Origin of the sequence: Pseudomonas sp. W2Aug9, from assembly GCF_023127755.1 — a bacterium.
Taxonomy (GTDB): domain Bacteria; phylum Pseudomonadota; class Gammaproteobacteria; order Pseudomonadales; family Pseudomonadaceae; genus Aquipseudomonas; species Aquipseudomonas synxantha_A.
Genome location: NZ_SPKL01000020.1, coordinates 354,680 through 371,700, shown reverse-complemented (window position 1 = coordinate 371,700; position 17,021 = coordinate 354,680). Strand labels below are relative to the sequence as shown.

At 60.4% G+C, this 17,021-nt stretch carries 15 protein-coding genes; 6 read left to right on the top strand and 9 right to left on the bottom strand.

From position 1 onward, the window contains the following. The first annotated feature begins 92 nt into the window (after nt 1-92). Nucleotides 93-533, top strand: a complete 441-nt coding sequence (lysM, locus tag E3O56_RS15310) for a peptidoglycan-binding protein LysM (protein ID WP_103733980.1) — start codon at nt 93-95, stop codon at nt 531-533. A gap of 107 nt (nt 534-640) precedes the next feature. Here lysM and yrfG read toward each other — a convergent pair whose 3' ends face one another. After that, nucleotides 641-1,303 carry a GMP/IMP nucleotidase gene (yrfG, locus tag E3O56_RS15305; RefSeq protein WP_103733979.1) on the bottom strand — a complete coding sequence of 221 codons (663 nt, stop codon included), beginning with the start codon at nt 1,301-1,303 and terminating at the stop codon, nt 641-643. Between the two features lie 87 nt (nt 1,304-1,390). Here yrfG and nudE point away from each other — a divergent pair, with 87 nt between their 5' ends. Together nudE and cysQ are read left to right on the top strand one after the other, a co-directional pair. Further along, nucleotides 1,391-1,957, top strand: a complete 567-nt coding sequence (nudE, locus tag E3O56_RS15300) for an ADP compounds hydrolase NudE (RefSeq protein WP_005783845.1) — start codon at nt 1,391-1,393, stop codon at nt 1,955-1,957. Continuing rightward, on the top strand, nt 1,954-2,790 hold the full coding sequence (gene cysQ, locus E3O56_RS15295) for a 3'(2'),5'-bisphosphate nucleotidase CysQ (protein WP_005783847.1): 837 nt from the start codon (nt 1,954-1,956) through the stop codon (nt 2,788-2,790). Before nudE ends, cysQ begins: the two co-directional genes overlap by 4 nt. Nucleotides 2,791-2,918: 128 nt before the next feature. On the opposite strand, the gene E3O56_RS15290 is transcribed toward cysQ, so the two are convergent. Genes E3O56_RS15290 through rfbB form a run of 7 tightly spaced genes read right to left on the bottom strand, consistent with a single transcriptional unit; the run spans nt 2,919 to nt 9,989 of the window. Beyond that, nucleotides 2,919-3,374, bottom strand: a complete 456-nt coding sequence (locus E3O56_RS15290) for a thioesterase domain-containing protein (protein ID WP_103733977.1) — start codon at nt 3,372-3,374, stop codon at nt 2,919-2,921. A 25-nt stretch (nt 3,375-3,399) separates the two neighbouring features. Then, a complete protein-coding gene (locus E3O56_RS15285; protein WP_032878393.1) occupies nt 3,400-4,785 on the bottom strand; it encodes a sigma-54 dependent transcriptional regulator in 1,386 nt (461 codons plus the stop codon). Further along, nucleotides 4,782-6,590 (bottom strand): ATP-binding protein, encoded by a 1,809-nt coding sequence (locus E3O56_RS15280; RefSeq protein ID WP_103733976.1) that lies wholly within the window; start codon nt 6,588-6,590, stop codon nt 4,782-4,784. The genes E3O56_RS15285 and E3O56_RS15280 overlap by 4 nt, the downstream gene beginning before the upstream one ends. 36 nt (nt 6,591-6,626) lie before the next feature. Next, nucleotides 6,627-7,496, bottom strand: coding sequence for a dTDP-4-dehydrorhamnose reductase (gene rfbD / locus E3O56_RS15275; RefSeq protein ID WP_148853126.1), 870 nt, complete (start codon nt 7,494-7,496; stop codon nt 6,627-6,629). Beyond that, nucleotides 7,493-8,038 (bottom strand): dTDP-4-dehydrorhamnose 3,5-epimerase, encoded by a 546-nt coding sequence (rfbC, locus tag E3O56_RS15270; protein WP_032878390.1) that lies wholly within the window; start codon nt 8,036-8,038, stop codon nt 7,493-7,495. Before rfbC ends, rfbD begins: the two co-directional genes overlap by 4 nt. Then, the gene (gene rfbA, locus E3O56_RS15265; protein ID WP_005783860.1) at nt 8,035-8,910 is read right to left on the bottom strand and encodes a glucose-1-phosphate thymidylyltransferase RfbA; all 876 of its coding nucleotides are present in this window, start codon (nt 8,908-8,910) and stop codon (nt 8,035-8,037) included. The genes rfbC and rfbA overlap by 4 nt, the downstream gene beginning before the upstream one ends. Further along, the gene (gene rfbB / locus E3O56_RS15260; protein WP_248128494.1) at nt 8,907-9,989 is read right to left on the bottom strand and encodes a dTDP-glucose 4,6-dehydratase; all 1,083 of its coding nucleotides are present in this window, start codon (nt 9,987-9,989) and stop codon (nt 8,907-8,909) included. Before rfbB ends, rfbA begins: the two co-directional genes overlap by 4 nt. Before the next feature lie 153 nt (nt 9,990-10,142). On the opposite strand from rfbB, the gene E3O56_RS15255 reads away from it, so the two are divergent. The 3 genes from E3O56_RS15255 to E3O56_RS15245 all read left to right on the top strand — a co-directional run bounded on the left by E3O56_RS15255 (nt 10,143) and on the right by E3O56_RS15245 (nt 14,729). Then, complete coding sequence (locus tag E3O56_RS15255; protein WP_248128493.1) at nt 10,143-13,052, top strand: aminotransferase; 2,910 nt, start codon at nt 10,143-10,145, stop codon at nt 13,050-13,052. Between the two features lie 120 nt (nt 13,053-13,172). Beyond that, a complete protein-coding gene (gene aguA, locus E3O56_RS15250; RefSeq protein ID WP_032878387.1) occupies nt 13,173-14,279 on the top strand; it encodes an agmatine deiminase in 1,107 nt (368 codons plus the stop codon). Nucleotides 14,280-14,513: 234 nt separating this feature from the next. Further along, nucleotides 14,514-14,729 (top strand): hypothetical protein, encoded by a 216-nt coding sequence (locus E3O56_RS15245; protein ID WP_248128492.1) that lies wholly within the window; start codon nt 14,514-14,516, stop codon nt 14,727-14,729. Between the two features lie 33 nt (nt 14,730-14,762). Here E3O56_RS15245 and E3O56_RS15240 read toward each other — a convergent pair whose 3' ends face one another. After that, nucleotides 14,763-16,838 carry a TonB-dependent siderophore receptor gene (locus E3O56_RS15240; protein ID WP_248128491.1) on the bottom strand — a complete coding sequence of 692 codons (2,076 nt, stop codon included), beginning with the start codon at nt 16,836-16,838 and terminating at the stop codon, nt 14,763-14,765. Nucleotides 16,839-17,021 lie beyond the last annotated feature (183 nt).

Below are 17,021 nucleotides of genomic sequence, written 5' to 3'. Positions count from 1 at the left end.
TACTTTTGAGTCTTTAGCCGGTTTGGAACCCAAGTCTGCTGGACTGGTCTAGTCTTGGGCATCTGGAAATTAAATCCCAAGGAGAGCGCACCATGAGTCTTTTAAGTTTTGTGAAGGAAGCTGGCGAGAAGTTGATCGATCTGTTGACGCCGGGTAATGCGAATGCGAGTGAGCAGCTGAAGGAGCATGTGAGCAAGGTGGGCCTGGGTAATCCAAACGTGCAGACCACGGTGGATGGCGACAAGGTCACTGTGACTGGTGAAGTGGCGAGCCAGGAAGAGAAAGAAAAGATCCTTTTGGCGCTGGGTAACATTGCTGGCGTGGCAAGCGTAGACGACCAGATCACTGTAACTGGTCCAGTAGTCGTGGCTTCACGCTTTGTTGTTGTGAAAAGCGGTGACACTCTCAGCGCAATCTCTAAAACGGTTTATGGCGACGCGAATAAGTACGACAAGATTTTCCAGGCTAACAAGCCGCTGCTGTCGCACCCGGACAAAATCTATCCAGGCCAGACACTGCGTATCCCTGAGTAATACGCAGGACAAAATGTGGGAGGGGGCTTGCTCCCGATGGCGGTGGTTCAGCACCTGATACTTGGCTGATACACCGCCATCGGGAGCAAGCCCCCTCCCACATGGGTTCAGAGCCCGACAATGAGATTGCGGTAATCCTCTACTGCCGCGAACTCTGCGGTGTCCTTCGGGCCTTTCTTGCTATCAGGCTCTTTGACTGCCAGCAAATGCCCCACGCCGAAATCCCGGGCACTGCGCAGGATCGGCAAGGTGTCATCGATAAACAGACTACGGGCCGGGTCAAAGTGGATATCGGCTTGCAACGCTTCCCAGAACTGTGGGTTTTCCTTGGGAAAACCGTAGTCATGGGAGCTGATCAATCGCTCGAAATACGGCGCCAGTTCAATGCGTTCCAACTTCAATGACAGCGAATCACGATGAGCGTTGGTGATCATGATCACGCGCTTGCCGGCCTGTTTGATCGCCTTCAGAAAAGTATCGGCATCCGGGCGCAGGGCGATCAGGTGGGCGGTTTCCAACTTGAGTTCGCGCACCGGGATCGCCAGTTCAGTGCTCCAGAAATCCAGGCAATACCATTGCAACTGTCCGGCGTTACGCTCAAACAACGGCTGCAACTCCATTTCGGCCATGGCCCGGCTCACGCCGTGCAGTTCGGCGTATCGGTGGGGCAGATGTTCCATCCAGAAATGGTTGTCGTAATGCAGGTCGAGCAGGGTGCCGTCCATGTCCAGCAGGACGGTGTCGATGGCGTGCCAGGGCAAAGAGGGCATGGTGCGTTCTCATGTAAGTAAAGATATCCGACACAGACAATCGGAAAAGCCACGGTATAGTAACCCGATCACGCCAAGGAGCCGCTTATGCGCCAGAAACCCACCGTCCTCGCCCGCGAAATAGTCGCCAGTAGCCGTTTGTTCCGCGTGGAGGAAGTGCAGTTGCGCTTTTCCAATGGCGTTGAACGGACCTACGAGCGCCTGGTGGGGCGCGGCGCGGGCTACGGCGCGGTGATGATTGTGGCGATGATCGACGAGGATCATGCATTGCTGGTCGAAGAATACTGCGGTGGCACTGACGAATATGAATTGTCCTTGCCCAAAGGTTTGATCGAGCCCGGCGAGGACGTGCTGGCGGCGGCGGACCGCGAGCTCAAGGAAGAGGCTGGCTATGGCGCACGGCAGTTGGAGCACATCACCGAGCTGTCGTTATCGCCGGGCTATATGAGCCAGAAAATTCAGGTAGTACTGGCCACCGACCTTTACGAAGAGCGCCTGGAGGGCGATGAGCCTGAGCCGATGCGCGTGGACAGGGTCAACCTGCGGGAGCTTTCTGCGCTTGCGCAAAACGAGCAATTCAGCGAGGGCCGAGCGCTTGCCGCGCTGTACCTGGTACGCGATCTGTTGACCCAGCGTGGAGCGTTCAACGCATGAGCGAACTGTTTTTAGGCCACCCGTTTATCGCCCCCGTGATTGAGCTGGCCCGCCAGGCCGGCGAAGCTATCCTGCCCTACTGGCGCGCCAATGTAGCCGTGACCTCCAAAGCGGATGATTCGCCGGTGACGGCTGCCGATCTGGCCGCTCACCATCTGATTCTCGCGGGCCTGACCGCGCTCGATCCGAGTATTCCGGTACTCTCCGAAGAAGACGCCGATATCGATCTGAGCGTGCGTGCCCAGTGGCAGCGCTGGTGGCTGGTGGACCCATTGGATGGCACCAAGGAATTCATTTCCGGCAGCGAAGAATTCACTGTCAATATTGCCTTGATCGAACAGGGCCGCGTGGTGTTCGGCGTAGTGTCGATGCCGACCACTGGCCGTTGCTACTTCGGTGGCGCGGGCCTTGGGGCATGGCGTTCAGATGTGAAGGCCGCACCCAAGCAGATCCAGGTACGCCAGACCCCGGCCGTGGGCGAAGCCTTTACTGTGGTCGCCAGTCGTCGGCATACCAGCCCTGAGCAGGAACGCCTGCTGGATGGCTTGAGCGAAGGTTTGGGCGCGCTGAAGCTGGCGAATATCGGCAGCTCGTTGAAGTTTTGCCTGCTGGCCGAAGGCAGTGCTGACTGCTATCCGCGCCTGGCACCGACCTCACAGTGGGATACCGCTGCGGCACAGGGCGTACTGGAAGGCGCGGGAGGTGAAGTGTTGGAGTTGAACGGTCAGCCGTTCAGCTACCCGGCGCGGGAATCGCTATTGAACCCGTTCTTTCTGGCGCTGCCAGCCAAGGCTGCATGGCGTGAGCGCCTGTTGACCCTGGCCAGATCTTAAGATCACTGCAGAGCAAAATGTGGGAGCATCGCTTGCCCGCGATGGCGGAGTGTCAGTCATACAGGTATTGGCTGATCCACCGCTATCGCAGGCAAGCCAGCTCCCACTTTTATTTTATGTAATGGCTGCTAGCGGTGCAGGACGTACTGGCCGGTAAAGGCCACTGCACGCTCCTCACTGCCTTCATTCACAATCCATGTCTGCAGCGCCAACCGCGCGCGTCCATAACGCTTGTACGTCGCCAGGAAACGCTTCCACACTTTTTCTTCCGGCGCCGCGCAAATGGCCGTCGCATCCTGCGTCACCGGCAGCGGATAGCTGATCTGCCCTTCCTGAATCACGATATGACCGTCTTCTATCCCCGCTTCGCGCAGCTTCAGGTGCAGCCAACCCCAGCCTGCCAGTACGGCGCCACAGTAGAGGCTGCCACCGAACATGGTGCTTTTGTGGTTGATATTGGCTTGCAAGGGCAGGTACAGCTGCAGTTGGTCGTGTCGCCAGTCGAGCACCTTGAGACCCATCTCCCGGGTGAGGGGAATGTCGTGGTGAAGGACGGCTTCCAGGTAACGGCTGTCGCGGCTCATAGCGGTCTCTTGGTGGTAGGCGGATTCATTCGTCGTCGGCGCTGTGGCTGGTGCTGTCGGCGAAGTTCAGACCGTGTTTGCGCAACTTGTCGTGCAAGGTCTTGCGCGGCACGCCCAACGCTTCGGCGAGGCTGCGCACGGAGCTGTGAGGGCGGGTGAGTTCGGCGGCGATCAGGCTTTTTTCGAACTGCTCGACTTGCTCGCTCAAGCCGCCGGGCGTGGACGTCAGCACGCCGGCGGCGGGATTGTCCTGGGCGCTATCGAGCGCCAACTCCAGGCCCAGGGCGAAACGCTCAGCGGCGTTTTGCAGTTCCCGCACATTGCCCGGCCAGCTATGGCGCAATAATAGCGCGCGTTGGCCCGGTTGCAGCTCATGCAGGGGCAGGCCGTGGCGGCTGCTGGCCTCGTCGGCGAAGTGCTGGAACAGCATCAATGCATCTTCACCGCGCTCGCGCAGAGGCGGGATGCGTAGCGGTGCGACGTTGAGGCGGTAATACAAGTCGGCACGGAAACGGCCCTGGTCAGCGGCTTGGCGCAGGTCTTCCTTGGTGGCGGCGATAATGCGGATATCCAGCGGAATCAGCTGATTGCCGCCCAAGCGCTCCACCACGCGCTCCTGCAACAGGCGCAGCAACTTGACCTGCACATCCAGGCTCATGCTTTCGATTTCATCGAGAAACAGCGTGCCGCCATTGGCGAACTCGAACTTGCCGATGCGGCGTTTCTGCGCGCCGGTGAACGCCCCCGGCTCATGGCCGAACAGTTCGCTTTCTACCACCGATTCGGCCAGCGCCCCGGCGTTGATCGCCACAAATGGGCCACTGCGGCGGCTTGAAAGATCATGCAGGGCGCGGGCGACGACTTCTTTGCCAGCACCGGTTTCGCCCAGGATCAGCACATCGGCCTTGGTCGCGGCCAAGGCGCCAATCTGCTCGCGCAGGCGCAACATTTGCGGGGAGTGCCCCACCAGGCGCGTGCTCAGTTGCTGACGATCGCTGAGAGCCAGGCGCAGGCTGCGGTTGTCCAGCACCAGGCGACGCAAGGCCAGGGCGCGGCGCACGCTGTCGAGCAGTGCGTCGCTGGCGAAGGGTTTTTCGAGGAAGTCATACGCGCCGGCACGCATGGCCTGCACCGCCAACGGTACGTCGCCGTGGCCGGTGATCAGCAGCACCGGCAGGTCCGGGTCCTGGCCATGCAGTTCGGCCAGCAGCTCCAGGCCGTCCATGCCGGGCATACGGATGTCGCTGACCACCACTCCAGGCCAGTCGCGGGACAGGCGTGCGGTGAGGCCGGTGGCTTCGCCCAGGGGCAGGACTTTGAGTCCGGCCAGGTCCAGGGTTTGGCACAGGGCTTGACGCAGGTGTGGATCGTCGTCGATCAACACCACCTGAATCTGGTTGTCGATGCTCATACACTGCGGTCCTCGGACGGTTGCAGACTGACGCCCGGCGAGCCGGCACGCAATTTCAAGGTTAACAGCGCGCCGCCTTCCTTGTGGTTGGCGAACAACAGTTCGCCACCAAAAGCGCGCATCAGGGTGTCGCAGATTGCCAGGCCCAAGCCCAGGCCCTGGGTGCGCGTCTTGGTGGTGTAGAACGGCTCGCTGGCGCGGCCCAGGGCTTCCATGCAAAAGCCTGGGCCGTTGTCGCGAATGTACAGGTTGACGCCCTGGGGCGTGGTTTCGGCACTCAGCCAGAGTTTGCGCGGCGGGCCTTTTTCAGTGAGGGCGTCCAGGGCGTTGGCCAGCAAGTTACCCAGTACCTGGCGCAGGCGGGTTTCACCGGCCTGCACCCACAGAGTTGCCTCCGGCAGGTCGCGGATCAATTCCACTTCCATCGAGCGCCGCCGCTTGGCCAGCAACGCCAGGGCGTCGTCCAGGGCCGGTTGCAAGGCTACGCTCTCCGGTGCGTGACGATCACGGCGAGCGAATGCACGCAAATGGGCGATGATCGAGGCCATGCGCCCGGTCAGCTCGCTGATCAGTTTGAGGTTGCCGCGGGCATCGCTGGTGCGCTCATGGTCGAGGAGGATTTCGGCGTTTTCTGCATAGCTGCGAATCGCCGCCAGCGGTTGGTTCAGCTCATGGCTGATACTCGCCGACATGGTGCCCAGGGCCGAGAGTTTACCGGCCTGGACCAGGTCGTCCTGGGCGCGCACCAGTTCCTGCTGGGCGTGTTCGCGTTCCAGCACTTCCTGTTTCAGGCGCCGGTTCAGGCCCTCCAGGTCGCTGGTACGCTCGGCCACGCGCATTTCCAGCTCACGGCGGGCCTTGGCTTCGAAAGCGATGCGTTCCAGGTAGTGCCGACGGCGCTGCATCAGCAATCCCAGCAACAGCATCAGCACCAACAACGTGGCACCGCCCACGGCGACAACCGTGCGCACCGGACGGTTGATCAGCGAGCGTGGCGCCAGGATTTCCACATTCCAGCCGGTTTCGGCGATGGCCGTGGATTGGCGCAGCCAGGCGCTGCTGCTCAGGCTCAGCGGCTGCGGGTCACGGGTGGGGTAGGGCTGTATGGCGATGATGGCCTGGCGCTCTTCGGCGGTCAGTGGCCGCGTGGCGCGGAATCGCCATTGCGGGCGCGAGGTGAGGATCACCACGCCGTTGTGGTCGGTGACCAGCAGTTGTTCCGGGGTATTGCCCCACAGGCTTTCGGTGTGATCAAGGTCGACCTTGACCACCAGCACGCCGATGATGGTGTCGCCGTCACGCACCGCGGCGGCGAAGAAGTAGCCGCGCTTGGCTGAGGTGGTGCCCAGGCCGAAAAACCGACCCAGGCGCCCGGCCATGGCTTCGCTGAAATAGGGGCGAAAGGAGAAATTGCGCCCGACGAAGCTGTCTTGTTTGTCCCAGTTGGAAGCGGCAAGGGTCTTGCCGGTGGTGTCCATCAGGTACATCACTTCCACACCCGCCTGGGCGGCGACATCCTTGAGCAACAGGTTGGCATTGGCCAGGTTGGTACTGACGTGAGGTGCGTCCAGGGCGACGCGCAGGGCCGGCAAATCGCCGAGGATTTGCGGCAATACTTCGTAGCGATGCAAGGTGCCCAACAGGTTGGCGACATACAGGTCGAGAGTCTGGCGGTTTTGCCCGGCCAATTCGCTGCGGTAGTAGCGCTCGGCCAAATGCTCCAGCGGCCACAGCAGCGGTGCCAAGCACAATGCCAGCAGGGCGAGGCTGCGCCAGCGGGGTCTTCGCGGAAGGGGTGGAGTCATGGGGAGTGTGCGCCTGTGGGTAAAGGCGCATTATGCCTAGTGCTGCTTGGCAAGACACTCGTGCAATGCATCTTGCCAATGGGGCTGGCTGACGTGCCATTGCTGTTGCAGACGCGAGCAATCCAGGCGCGAGTTCAGCGGGCGCTTGGCGGGGGTGGGGTAGGCACTGGAAGGGATCGGCTCCAGTTCGGCGCAGGCTTTGCCTTCGATCCGCAATTGCTCGCCAATGGCTTGGGCAAAGCCGAACCACGAGGTCTCACCTTGTGCGGTGAGGTGGTAAACCCCCCAGTCCCCGGCCTTGCCAGCCTGCCACTGCTGAATCAGCGCGCGGGTGCTGCTGGCGATGGTCCCGGCCCAGGTCGGCGCGCCGATCTGGTCGGCGACGATGCGCATCTGCGGTTTTTCCTGCAGCAGGCGCTGCATGGTCAGCAGGAAATTCTTGCCATGGCTCGAATACACCCAACTGGTGCGCAAGATCAGGTGTTCGCCACCCACGGCAGCAATCGCCTGTTCACCCGCCAGTTTGCTCTGACCATAGACACCCAAAGGGTTGGGTGTGTCGCTTTCGATGTAAGGGGCAGGTTTGCTGCCATCGAACACGTAGTCGGTCGAGTAATGAATCAGCGGGATGCCCAGTGCCTTGGCTTCCTCGGCGAGGATGCCGGGGGCGATGGCGTTGATCGCAAAGGCTGCGTCCGGTTCGCTCTCGGCCAGATCCACGGCCGTGTGAGCTGCCGCGTTGATGATCAGGCCAGGGCGGTGGGCGCGTACCTGTTGGCGGATGAGGTCAGCGTCGGCCAGGTCAAGCTGGTCGCGGCCCAGGATGACGAGTTCGCCAAGACCCTGGAGCCGCTGTTGCAGCTCCAGGGAGACTTGGCCGTGTTGGCCGGTGATTAATATTTTCATGGGAACAGGTCGGCTTCCATCAGCAGTTTTCCGACCTGGTCTTTGGCAGACAATTGCGGCGGCTCGACCAGCTCCCAGTCGATAGCCAGCGTTGGGTCATTCCAGAGAATGCTGCGCTCGGCGCTTGGCTGGTAGTAATCGGTGGTTTTGTACAGGAACTCTGCGTGGTCGCTCAACACCACGAAACCATGCGCAAAACCTTCCGGCACCCACAATTGACGATGGTTCTGTGCCGACAGGCGTACACCCACCCAGTGTCCGAAGTTTGGGGAGCTGCGACGGATGTCGACGGCTACATCCAGCACTTCGCCGTGAGTGACACGCACCAGCTTGCCTTGAGTGTGCTCAAGCTGATAGTGCAAGCCCCGCAGTACGCCTTTTTGCGAGCGCGAGTGGTTGTCCTGCACAAAATCACGCTTGAGCCCGGTAGCTGCTTCAAAAGCGCGGGCGTTGAAGCTTTCGTAGAAGAAACCGCGCTCGTCACCGAATACCTTTGGCTCAAGGATCAGCACGCCGGGTAGTGTGGTTTCAACTACGTTCACTGGGTCTCTCCGGCGAGGGAATACAGGTACTGGCCATAGCCGGTCTTGCCGAAGTATTTGGCGCGTTCCAGCAGATAGTCGCGGTCGATCCAGCCGTTTTCGTAGGCGATCTCTTCCAGGCAAGCCACTTTCAAGCCCTGGCGGTGCTCGATGGTCTGCACGTAAGTCGAGGCCTCCAGCAGGCTGTCATGGGTGCCGGTGTCGAGCCAGGCAAAACCGCGACCGAAGCGTTCTACATGCAGGTCGCCGCGCTGAAGATAGGCGTTGTTGACGTCGGTGATTTCCAACTCGCCGCGCGGCGAAGGCTTGACGGCCTTGGCGATCTTGATCACGTCGTTATCGTAGAAATACAGGCCGGTGACGGCATAGGGTGACTTGGGCTTCGCCGGTTTTTCTTCGATGGACAGGGCGCGGCCCTCTTTATCGAAATCAATCACACCGAAGCGCTCCGGGTCTTTTACCCAGTAGCCGAATACCGTAGCGCCCGATGAACGCTCGGCTGCAGTGCGTAATTGATCACTAAAATGTTGGCCGTGGAAGATGTTGTCCCCCAGAATCAGGCACACGGCGTCATCACCGATGAACTCTTCGCCAATGATAAATGCTTGAGCCAACCCGTCTGGAGACGGCTGTTCGGCATAGGTGAAATGCACGCCAAACTGGCTGCCATCTCCCAGCAGGTTTCGGTACTGTGGCAAGTCTACCGGCGTGGAGATCACCAGGATGTCCTTGATCCCGGCAAGCATCAGCACGGATATCGGGTAGTAGATCATGGGTTTGTCGTACACCGGCAACAGCTGTTTGGACACTCCCAGAGTAATGGGGTGCAAGCGGGTGCCGGAGCCGCCAGCCAATACGATGCCCTTCATCATGCGATTAGATCCTTCAAGTCGGTGTTGCCCAATCGTTCGCCCTGATAACTACCGTCCTGGACCCTGCGGCACCATTCCAGGTTATCGAGGTACCACTGCACGGTTTTGCGCAGTCCTGTCTCAAAGGTTTCTTCCGGGACCCAGCCCAGTTCGCGTTCGATCTTGCTGGCGTCGATGGCGTAGCGCTGGTCGTGGCCAGGGCGATCCTTGACGAAGGTGATCAGGTCAGTGAATTTTTCCACGCCGGCGGGGCGCTGCGGCGCCAGCTCTTCCAGCAGGCCGCAAATGCCACGTACCACGTCGATGTTCTTCTGCTCGTTATGACCACCGATGTTGTAGGTCTCGCCCACCACCCCAGTGGTGACCACTTTGAGCAGTGCACGGGCATGATCCTCGACGAACAGCCAGTCACGTACCTGCAAACCGTCGCCGTAGACAGGCAGTGGCTTGCCCGCCAAGGCGTTGAGAATAACCAGCGGGATCAATTTTTCGGGGAAGTGGAATGGCCCGTAGTTGTTCGAGCAATTGGTCAGCAGTATCGGCAGGCCGTATGTACGCTGCCAGGCGCGTACCAGGTGGTCGGATGCCGCCTTGCTCGCGGAGTAGGGAGAGCTGGGCGCGTAAGGCGTGGTTTCGGTGAAGAGGTCGTCTACGCCGTGCAGGTCGCCATACACTTCGTCAGTGGAAATGTGGTGGAAGCGGAACGCGCTTTTGGCCGGTTCTGCCAGCTTCTGCCAGTAAGCCCGTGTGGCTTCCAGCAGGCTGTAGGTGCCGACGATGTTGGTCTGGATAAAATCCGACGGACCGTCAATGGAGCGGTCAACGTGGGATTCGGCCGCCAAGTGCATGATCGCATCAGGTTCAAAGCGTGCGAGTACGGCGCTGACGGCGGACTGGTCGATGATATCGGCCTGGACAAACTCATAGCGGCTGTTGGACGCGATGCTGGTCAGCGATTCAAGGTTGCCGGCATAGGTGAGCTTGTCCAGATTGAGCACTTCATGTTCGGTATCTTGAATCAAATAGCGGATCAGGGCTGAGCCGATAAAGCCAGCGCCGCCAGTAACGAGAATGCGCATATCGGAGGGCCCTTTCCTTAGATGGACATTAAGCGAATGAAGCATAGCTTGAGTTGTGTGGGCCGGGTGGTGCAAGTCCGGCGTTTACTGGGGGTTGCCTTGTGACCCGGAACAATGGCGATATAGACGTCTGAAAAAACAAAGGTCGTCACAATGTCGTTAGCCACATTGACCCACCGCGCCAGTTTACCTTGCCCACAAGTAAGCCCCGACCAGGCGGCAAGCCTGCTCGAGCGGCATTATGGGATGAGCGGTGTGCTGCAAGCGTTGGGCAGTCAACAAGACCTCAACTACAAGATTGACAACGCCCAGGGCCGTTTTGTTCTCAAAATCTGCCGCGGTGACTACGCCGCCGTTGAACTCGAGGCCCAACACGCGGCCCTCAATAGTCTGCAAGCACATGTCCATCTGCGCGTGCCCAAGGTGATTCAAGCGTTGGATGGTAATGAGCTGCTGACGGTAAGCGTCGACGGGCACACCCTGCACCTGCGGCTACTGGAGTACATCGACGGCCAGCCCCTCACGCATTTACCGCACCTGGGCCGCGATGTGATCGCAGGCTTCGGTGAGCTGTGCGCACAGATGAGCCTCGCGCTGCAAGGTTTCGAGCATCCGGGCCTTGCGCGCACCCTGCAATGGGATCCGCGCCATGCGCAGGCGTTGATCACTCATCTGCTGGCAACCTTGCCTGACCTGCCGCAACGCGCCGTATTGGAGCACGTAGCCACGCAGGTCGAGGCGTATGTCCAACCGTTGGCACCACGCCTGCCGTGGCAAGCGGTACATCTGGACATCACCGATGACAATGTGGTGTGCCAGCGTGATGCCCAGCGGCGCTGGCGTATCCACGGCGTGATTGATTTCGGCGATTTGGTGCACACCTGGCGGATTGCTGACCTGTCGGTAACCTGCGCGTCCCTGTTGCACCACGCTCACGGTGACCCGTTTGCGATTCTGCCGGCAATCCAGGCCTGTCACGCGGTGATGCCGTTACAGCGCGAAGAGCTGGAAGTGTTGTGGCCGCTGATCGTCGCACGCGCGGCGGTGCTGGTGCTCAGCAGTGAACAGCAGCAACGCCTGGACCCGGATAACACGTATTTAAAGAAAAACGCTGAGCACGAGTGGGAAATTTTCCATGTTGCGACGGCGGTGCCGTTTGCGCTGATGCAAGCGGCGATTCTCACTGGCGTTGGCGAGACGTTGCCACCGGTTGCCAGCCATGACTTTGCACCCTTGTTGCCGGGCCTGGTGGGCCGCGAGTTCGCGCTGATCGACCTGGGCGTACTCAGCCCGCATTGGGAGGCCGGTAATTGGGAAACCCCGGGAATAGATCGGCGGTTGCTGGCTGAAGCAGCGGCAGTACATGGGCTGGCGGCCAGCCGGTATGGGCAATACCGCTTGTCGCGTACCTGTGCCGACAGCGCGGTAGAGCCGCAGACCTTGCCCCTCCATGTCGAACTGCACCTGCCCCACGGCAGCGTGCTGCAAGCCCCCTTTGCAGGCACGCTGCGTGAAGGCGCCGATGGCTTGCTGTGCTTGCACGACCCTAGGCTGAGCCTGCGTGTGTGGGGCTTAAAAACGTCACTCACGCCTGGAGCGTTGGTGGTGAAAGGGCAAGTAATGGGGGAGGTTCACGCGCCGTTGACTGTGCAGTTATGCAGCGCCGACCTTGAACCGCCACTGTTCTGTACGCCCTCCCGAGCCTCGGCCTGGCAGGCGTTGTGCCCGTCACCGGCGGCGCTGTTGGGGCTGGCCTGCGATGCCGAGCCGGAACTGGACCCGCAGGCTCTGCTGGCCCGGCGTGATGCCAGCTTCGCCCGCTCCCAGAAGCATTACTACGTGGACCCGCCACGTATCGAGCGGGGCTGGCGCAACCACCTGATCGACATGCAGGGCCGATCCTACCTGGACATGCTCAACAACGTAGCCGTGCTGGGCCATGGTCACCCGCGCATGGCCGCGGTGGCAGCGCGGCAGTGGTCACTGCTCAACACCAACTCGCGGTTTCACTATGCTGCGATTGCCGAGTTTTCCGAACGGTTGCTGGCGCTGGCGCCCAAGGGCATGGACCGCGTGTTCCTGGTCAACAGCGGCACCGAAGCCAATGACCTGGCGATTCGCCTGGCCTGGGCCTACAGCGGTGGGCGCGACATGCTCAGCGTGCTGGAGGCGTACCACGGTTGGTCAGTGGCGGCAGACGCCGTGTCCACATCAATTGCCGATAACCCCCAGGCATTGAGCAGCCGCCCGGACTGGGTGCACCCGGTGACAGCACCCAATACCTACCGCGGCGAATTCCGCGGGCCGGACAGCGCACCGGACTACGTGCGAAGCGTGGAACACAACCTGGCGAAAATTGCCGCAAGCCAGCGCCAATTGGCCGGATTTATCTGTGAGCCGGTATACGGCAATGCCGGGGGCATCTCTCTGCCGCCGGGTTATTTACAGCAGGTGTATGGCTTGGTCCGTGCCCAGGGGGGCGTGTGCATCGCCGATGAGGTGCAGGTAGGTTACGGCCGCATGGGCCACTTCTTCTGGGGCTTTGAAGAGCAGGGCGTGGTGCCCGACATCATCACCATGGCCAAAGGCATGGGCAACGGCCAGCCTTTGGGGGCGGTGATCACCCGTCGAGAAATTGCCGAGGCGCTGGAGGCCGAAGGGTATTTCTTCTCGTCATCGGGGGGCAGCCCGGTCAGTTGTCAAATCGGCATGGCGGTGCTGGACGTGATGGAAGAAGAGAAACTCTGGGAAAACGCCCAGGTGGTTGGCGGGCATTTCAAGGCTCGGCTGCAAGCGCTGATCGACCGCCATCCGCTGGTCGGAGCGGTACACGGTTCGGGCTTCTATCTGGGCCTGGAACTGGTGCGTGACCGACACACCCTGGAACCAGCGACGCAAGAGACGGCGCTGTTATGTGATCGTCTTCGGGAATTGGGGATTTTCATGCAGCCTACGGGTGACTACCTGAATATTCTCAAGATCAAACCGCCGATGGTGACCACCCGGCAAAGCGTGGACTTCTTTGTCGACATGTTGTCGAAAGTACTGGATGAGCAGCTGTGATAGATCGATTGTTATCGGCTATTTTGTGTAATATTCGGGATCTATAATCGTTAAGTGCTTCCAAAGCCGATTTTTATCCATATCAAGTCGGTCTTCACCCCATTCGGAGTTTTGAACGCCATGACCACCCTGCACAGCACACCTCGCGCCGATGGCTTCCATATGCCTGCCGAATGGGCGCCACAGACCCAAACCTGGATGATCTGGCCCGAGCGCCCCGACAACTGGCGTCTGGGCGGCAAGCCTGCGCAGGCCGCCCACGTGGCTGTGGCCAAGGCCATCGCCCGCTTTGAGCCCGTGACCGTTGCGGTTTCCGCCGGCCAGTACGAGAACGCCCGTGCACGCCTGGATGTACCCAATATTCGCTTGGTGGAAATGTCTTCCGACGATGCCTGGGTCCGCGATACGGGCCCCACGTTCGTGATCAACGACAGCGGCGAGGTGCGGGGCGTGAATTGGGATTTCAATGCCTGGGGTGGTTTTGACGGTGGCCTGTATGCACCGTGGAACCGTGACTCCCAGGTAGGCGGCAAGATCCTCGAGATCGAGCGCGCGCCGCGCTATCGCACCCAAGGCTTCGTGCTTGAAGGGGGTTCGATCCATGTGGATGGCGAAGGCACCCTGATCACCACCGAAGAGTGCCTGTTGAACCGCAATCGCAACCCGCACCTGGATCGTGCCGCCATTGAAGCTGTACTGGCTGATCACCTCGCGGTGGATAAGATCATCTGGTTGCCGGATGGCCTGTTCAACGACGAAACCGATGGCCATGTGGATAACTTCTGCTGCTATGTGCGCCCGGGCGAAGTGTTGCTGGCCTGGACCGATGACCCGCAAGATCCGAACTACTCGCGCTGCCACGCAGCCATGGATGTGCTGCAAAACAGCACCGACGCCAAGGGGCGCGCGTTCATCGTGCATAAAATGCCGATCCCGGGACCGCTGTATGCCACCGAGGAAGAATGCGCCGGTGTCGACCCGGTGGACGGCAGCCAGGAACGTAACCCGAGCGTGCGGTTGGCCGGGTCCTACGTCAACTTCCTGATCGTCAACGGCGGCATCATCGCGCCGAGTTTCGATGACCCGCTGGACCACCAGGCCAAACAAATCCTGCAGAGCCTATTCCCGCAGCATGAAGTGGTGATGGTGCCGGGTCGCGAACTGTTACTGGGGGGAGGCAATATTCATTGCCTGACCCAACAGCAGCCCGCACCGCACAGAAATTGAGTGCAGTTGTAACGGTGCTTTGAGGGCGCGTGTGCGCTGCGTAACCGCAGTGCTCCAGCCAAGCCCGCGACCCAGCCAGGTCGCGGGCTTTTTTGTATCTGAATGCCAAGGCGAACGGCACATTGGCATAGCTCTTGTATCGCTGTCGGCACAGTGAATCTGTGCGATGACTGCGCAGTTCTGTCACAAACCTTGAGTAAGTTAGCCGCTCACGCAGCAGGAGAGAGCGCTGAAATGAATGCCGATATCCACCTGATGAACATGCGCACGTTTCACCCCTTGCGAGTCAACGGCGATGCGATCCATGCGTTGGCGCTGTGGTTGAAGGCAAACCGCTCGCGCCAGGTCAGGCAGGTGCCTGACTTGCGCAGGGTGATGAGAGAACGCTACCCGGTGGGGTTGTTCACGGAGGATGAAGTGCAGGCGTTATGCGAGTTGATGAGTAAGTGAAGGCACACTGCAGTCAGTGTGCCAGATGAAATATTAGAAACTGTAGGTACCGGTGACCACCAGGCTACGCGGCTCCCCTGGTTGAATCTGCGCCGCACTGGTCGCCGAGGCGTAGTAATTTTTGTCGGCAATATTGTTCAGCGCCGCCCTCACGTCCCACTCTTTCTGACGGAACCCGGCCAGCGCGTCCCAGCGCCCGTATCCCGGCAGTACCACGGTGTTGAGGCTGTCGGCGTAGCGATCACCCACCAGGGTCAAACCGGTTTCGGCGTACCAGCCCATTTCCGGTTTCCAGGTGATGAACACGCTGGCATTGCGCTTGGCCACGTCGCTGATACGTTTGCCTTCAAAGCCGTTGTTGTCCTTCTCCACCTTGGCGTCCTGCAGGCCTACACCGCCGCGTACGTACCAGTTGTCGATGATCTTGCCGGTAGCCGTCAGCTCCACGCCGCGTGAGCGTTGCTCGCCGGTGAGCAGGGTGATGGTGCGGTCCAGCGGGTCGCTGGTGCGGCGGTTGTAGAGTTCCAGCTCGTACACGGCGAGCGTGGTGCTCAGGCGGTCGTCGAACCAGTCGCTCTTCACGCCGATTTCCTTCTGCTTGGTCAGCTCCGGGCTAAGGTCGTTGACGTTCCCGGCGGCGTTCGGCGTGATACCGATCAGGCCGCCGCCCGCTGGCGAGAAGGTCTTGCTCCACGAGGCATAGAACGAATGATGCTCCAGCGGCGTCCACACCAGGCCGACGCGCGGGCTGGTGCTGTGGCTCTTCACGTTCTCCTGGGTGTTGAGCACCTTGCTGGTGGTGTCCACTTCAAAGCGGTCGTAACGCAGCCCGCCCAAAAGTTGCCACTGGTCGTTCAGGCGCAGTTGATCCTGCACGTACAGCGCGCTGCTTTCGACTTCAGTGTGGTTGTAACTCGACAGTCGCATGCTCCCTGTGTGGCTCAGGCGGCGATTGGGTTGGTTGAGGCCCAGGCTGGGGACCGTCCTGGCATCCCGAGCCGAGTACAGCTTCGGATCGCGGCGCTGGCTGCCCAGCTCGATACCGGTGAGCAGGCGATGCTCCAGGCCAAATGTGTCGAAACCACCCTCCAGCTCAAGGTTGTTGAAAACATTGCGGGTGGTCAGGTCTTGCTGCCAGTGTTGGCGGCTGACGCTGTTGGTTTTCGCGTCGTAGCCGGTCTGGTAGGTGTTGTCGAAATCGCTGTCGAGCTTGAACACACCGAGGGTGTGGCGCAGTTGCCAGTTGGCGTTGAGCTCGTAGGCGAGCTTGGAGCGCAGTGACTGGGATTTATCGTCGATGTAGTCGCCTTGATCGAAATAAGTGGTGCTGCGGCTCACATCCGCCGGGCGCCCGTTGACCCCGGGAATGCCGCGGTCCGGCGTGCGGTTGTAGCGGCTGTATTCGTATTGCACCAGCCAGTTCAGGTCGGGCGTGAGCTGCCAGCTCATCGACGGCGCAAACAACTGGCGGTTGCCGCTGACGCCATCGCGAAAGCTGTTGTTGTCCTGGTTGCCCATGTTCAGGCGCAGACTGATGGTGTCAGTCGGATCGGTGCTCAGGTCGGCATACAGGCTGCGCAAATCATTGCTGCCGCCTTGGGCTTCGATGCTCGACTTATGGCCCGGCGTGGGCAATTTGCTTACGCGGTTGACGATACCGCCCTGGCCACCTCGCCCGTACAGCACGGCGGCCGGGCCCTTGAGCACTTCGATACGCTCGATGTTGTGCAGGTCGCGCACGTACTGGCTGTCGTCGCGAATGCCGTCCAGATAGAAGTCATTGCTGGCGTCGAAACCGCGTATGCGCAGGCTGTCGAAGCGTGTGTCGGCGCCGCTGCTGACGTTGGGAATACCGCTTAACGCCTGGCCCAGGTCGTTGGTGCCGTAGGACCGCAAGTTGTCGGTTTTCACCGAGTCGATCGCCTGGGGCACATAGCGTACGGAGGTCGCGGTGCGCGTGGCGGTGTTGGTCTCTTTGACTCGTGGGTCGTCTTCATCCGCTTCGGCATTGATCGAGGTCTCGGGCAATACCGTAGTCGCGCAGGCAAAACCGGCAGACAGCAGCATGGAGAGCCCAAGGGCGATGGGCGTCAGGCAAGGGGTGGGCATGGGGGTGTATCCAACAAGTTGGGCAGGAAATTTGCGCGAATGGTAATGCTTTGCATTTGCGCGTGTTATCTATTCCCTGTCGTGTCGCTGGCAGATTTGTTACTTGATGTGTTTTTTATCGGTGCCGTAGGTCATTCAATCGTTTTCAGCGTAGTGCTTTAGCTCGCCCCTTAGACGAATATC

What these genes read in the sequence shown, in the direction of transcription:
- lysM (WP_103733980.1), top strand. Translation starts at nt 93, where the DNA reads ATGAGTCTTTTAAGTTTTGTGAAGGAAGCTGGCGAGAAGTTGATCGAT.
- yrfG (WP_103733979.1), bottom strand. Translation starts at nt 1,303, where the DNA reads ATGCCCTCTTTGCCCTGGCACGCCATCGACACCGTCCTGCTGGACATG.
- nudE (WP_005783845.1), top strand. Translation starts at nt 1,391, where the DNA reads ATGCGCCAGAAACCCACCGTCCTCGCCCGCGAAATAGTCGCCAGTAGC.
- cysQ (WP_005783847.1), top strand. Translation starts at nt 1,954, where the DNA reads ATGAGCGAACTGTTTTTAGGCCACCCGTTTATCGCCCCCGTGATTGAG.
- E3O56_RS15290 (WP_103733977.1), bottom strand. Translation starts at nt 3,374, where the DNA reads ATGAGCCGCGACAGCCGTTACCTGGAAGCCGTCCTTCACCACGACATT.
- E3O56_RS15285 (WP_032878393.1), bottom strand. Translation starts at nt 4,785, where the DNA reads ATGAGCATCGACAACCAGATTCAGGTGGTGTTGATCGACGACGATCCA.
- E3O56_RS15280 (WP_103733976.1), bottom strand. Translation starts at nt 6,590, where the DNA reads ATGACTCCACCCCTTCCGCGAAGACCCCGCTGGCGCAGCCTCGCCCTG.
- rfbD (WP_148853126.1), bottom strand. Translation starts at nt 7,496, where the DNA reads ATGAAAATATTAATCACCGGCCAACACGGCCAAGTCTCCCTGGAGCTG.
- rfbA (WP_005783860.1), bottom strand. Translation starts at nt 8,910, where the DNA reads ATGATGAAGGGCATCGTATTGGCTGGCGGCTCCGGCACCCGCTTGCAC.
- rfbB (WP_248128494.1), bottom strand. Translation starts at nt 9,989, where the DNA reads ATGCGCATTCTCGTTACTGGCGGCGCTGGCTTTATCGGCTCAGCCCTG.
- E3O56_RS15255 (WP_248128493.1), top strand. Translation starts at nt 10,143, where the DNA reads ATGTCGTTAGCCACATTGACCCACCGCGCCAGTTTACCTTGCCCACAA.
- aguA (WP_032878387.1), top strand. Translation starts at nt 13,173, where the DNA reads ATGACCACCCTGCACAGCACACCTCGCGCCGATGGCTTCCATATGCCT.
- E3O56_RS15245 (WP_248128492.1), top strand. Translation starts at nt 14,514, where the DNA reads ATGAATGCCGATATCCACCTGATGAACATGCGCACGTTTCACCCCTTG.
- E3O56_RS15240 (WP_248128491.1), bottom strand. Translation starts at nt 16,838, where the DNA reads ATGCCCACCCCTTGCCTGACGCCCATCGCCCTTGGGCTCTCCATGCTG.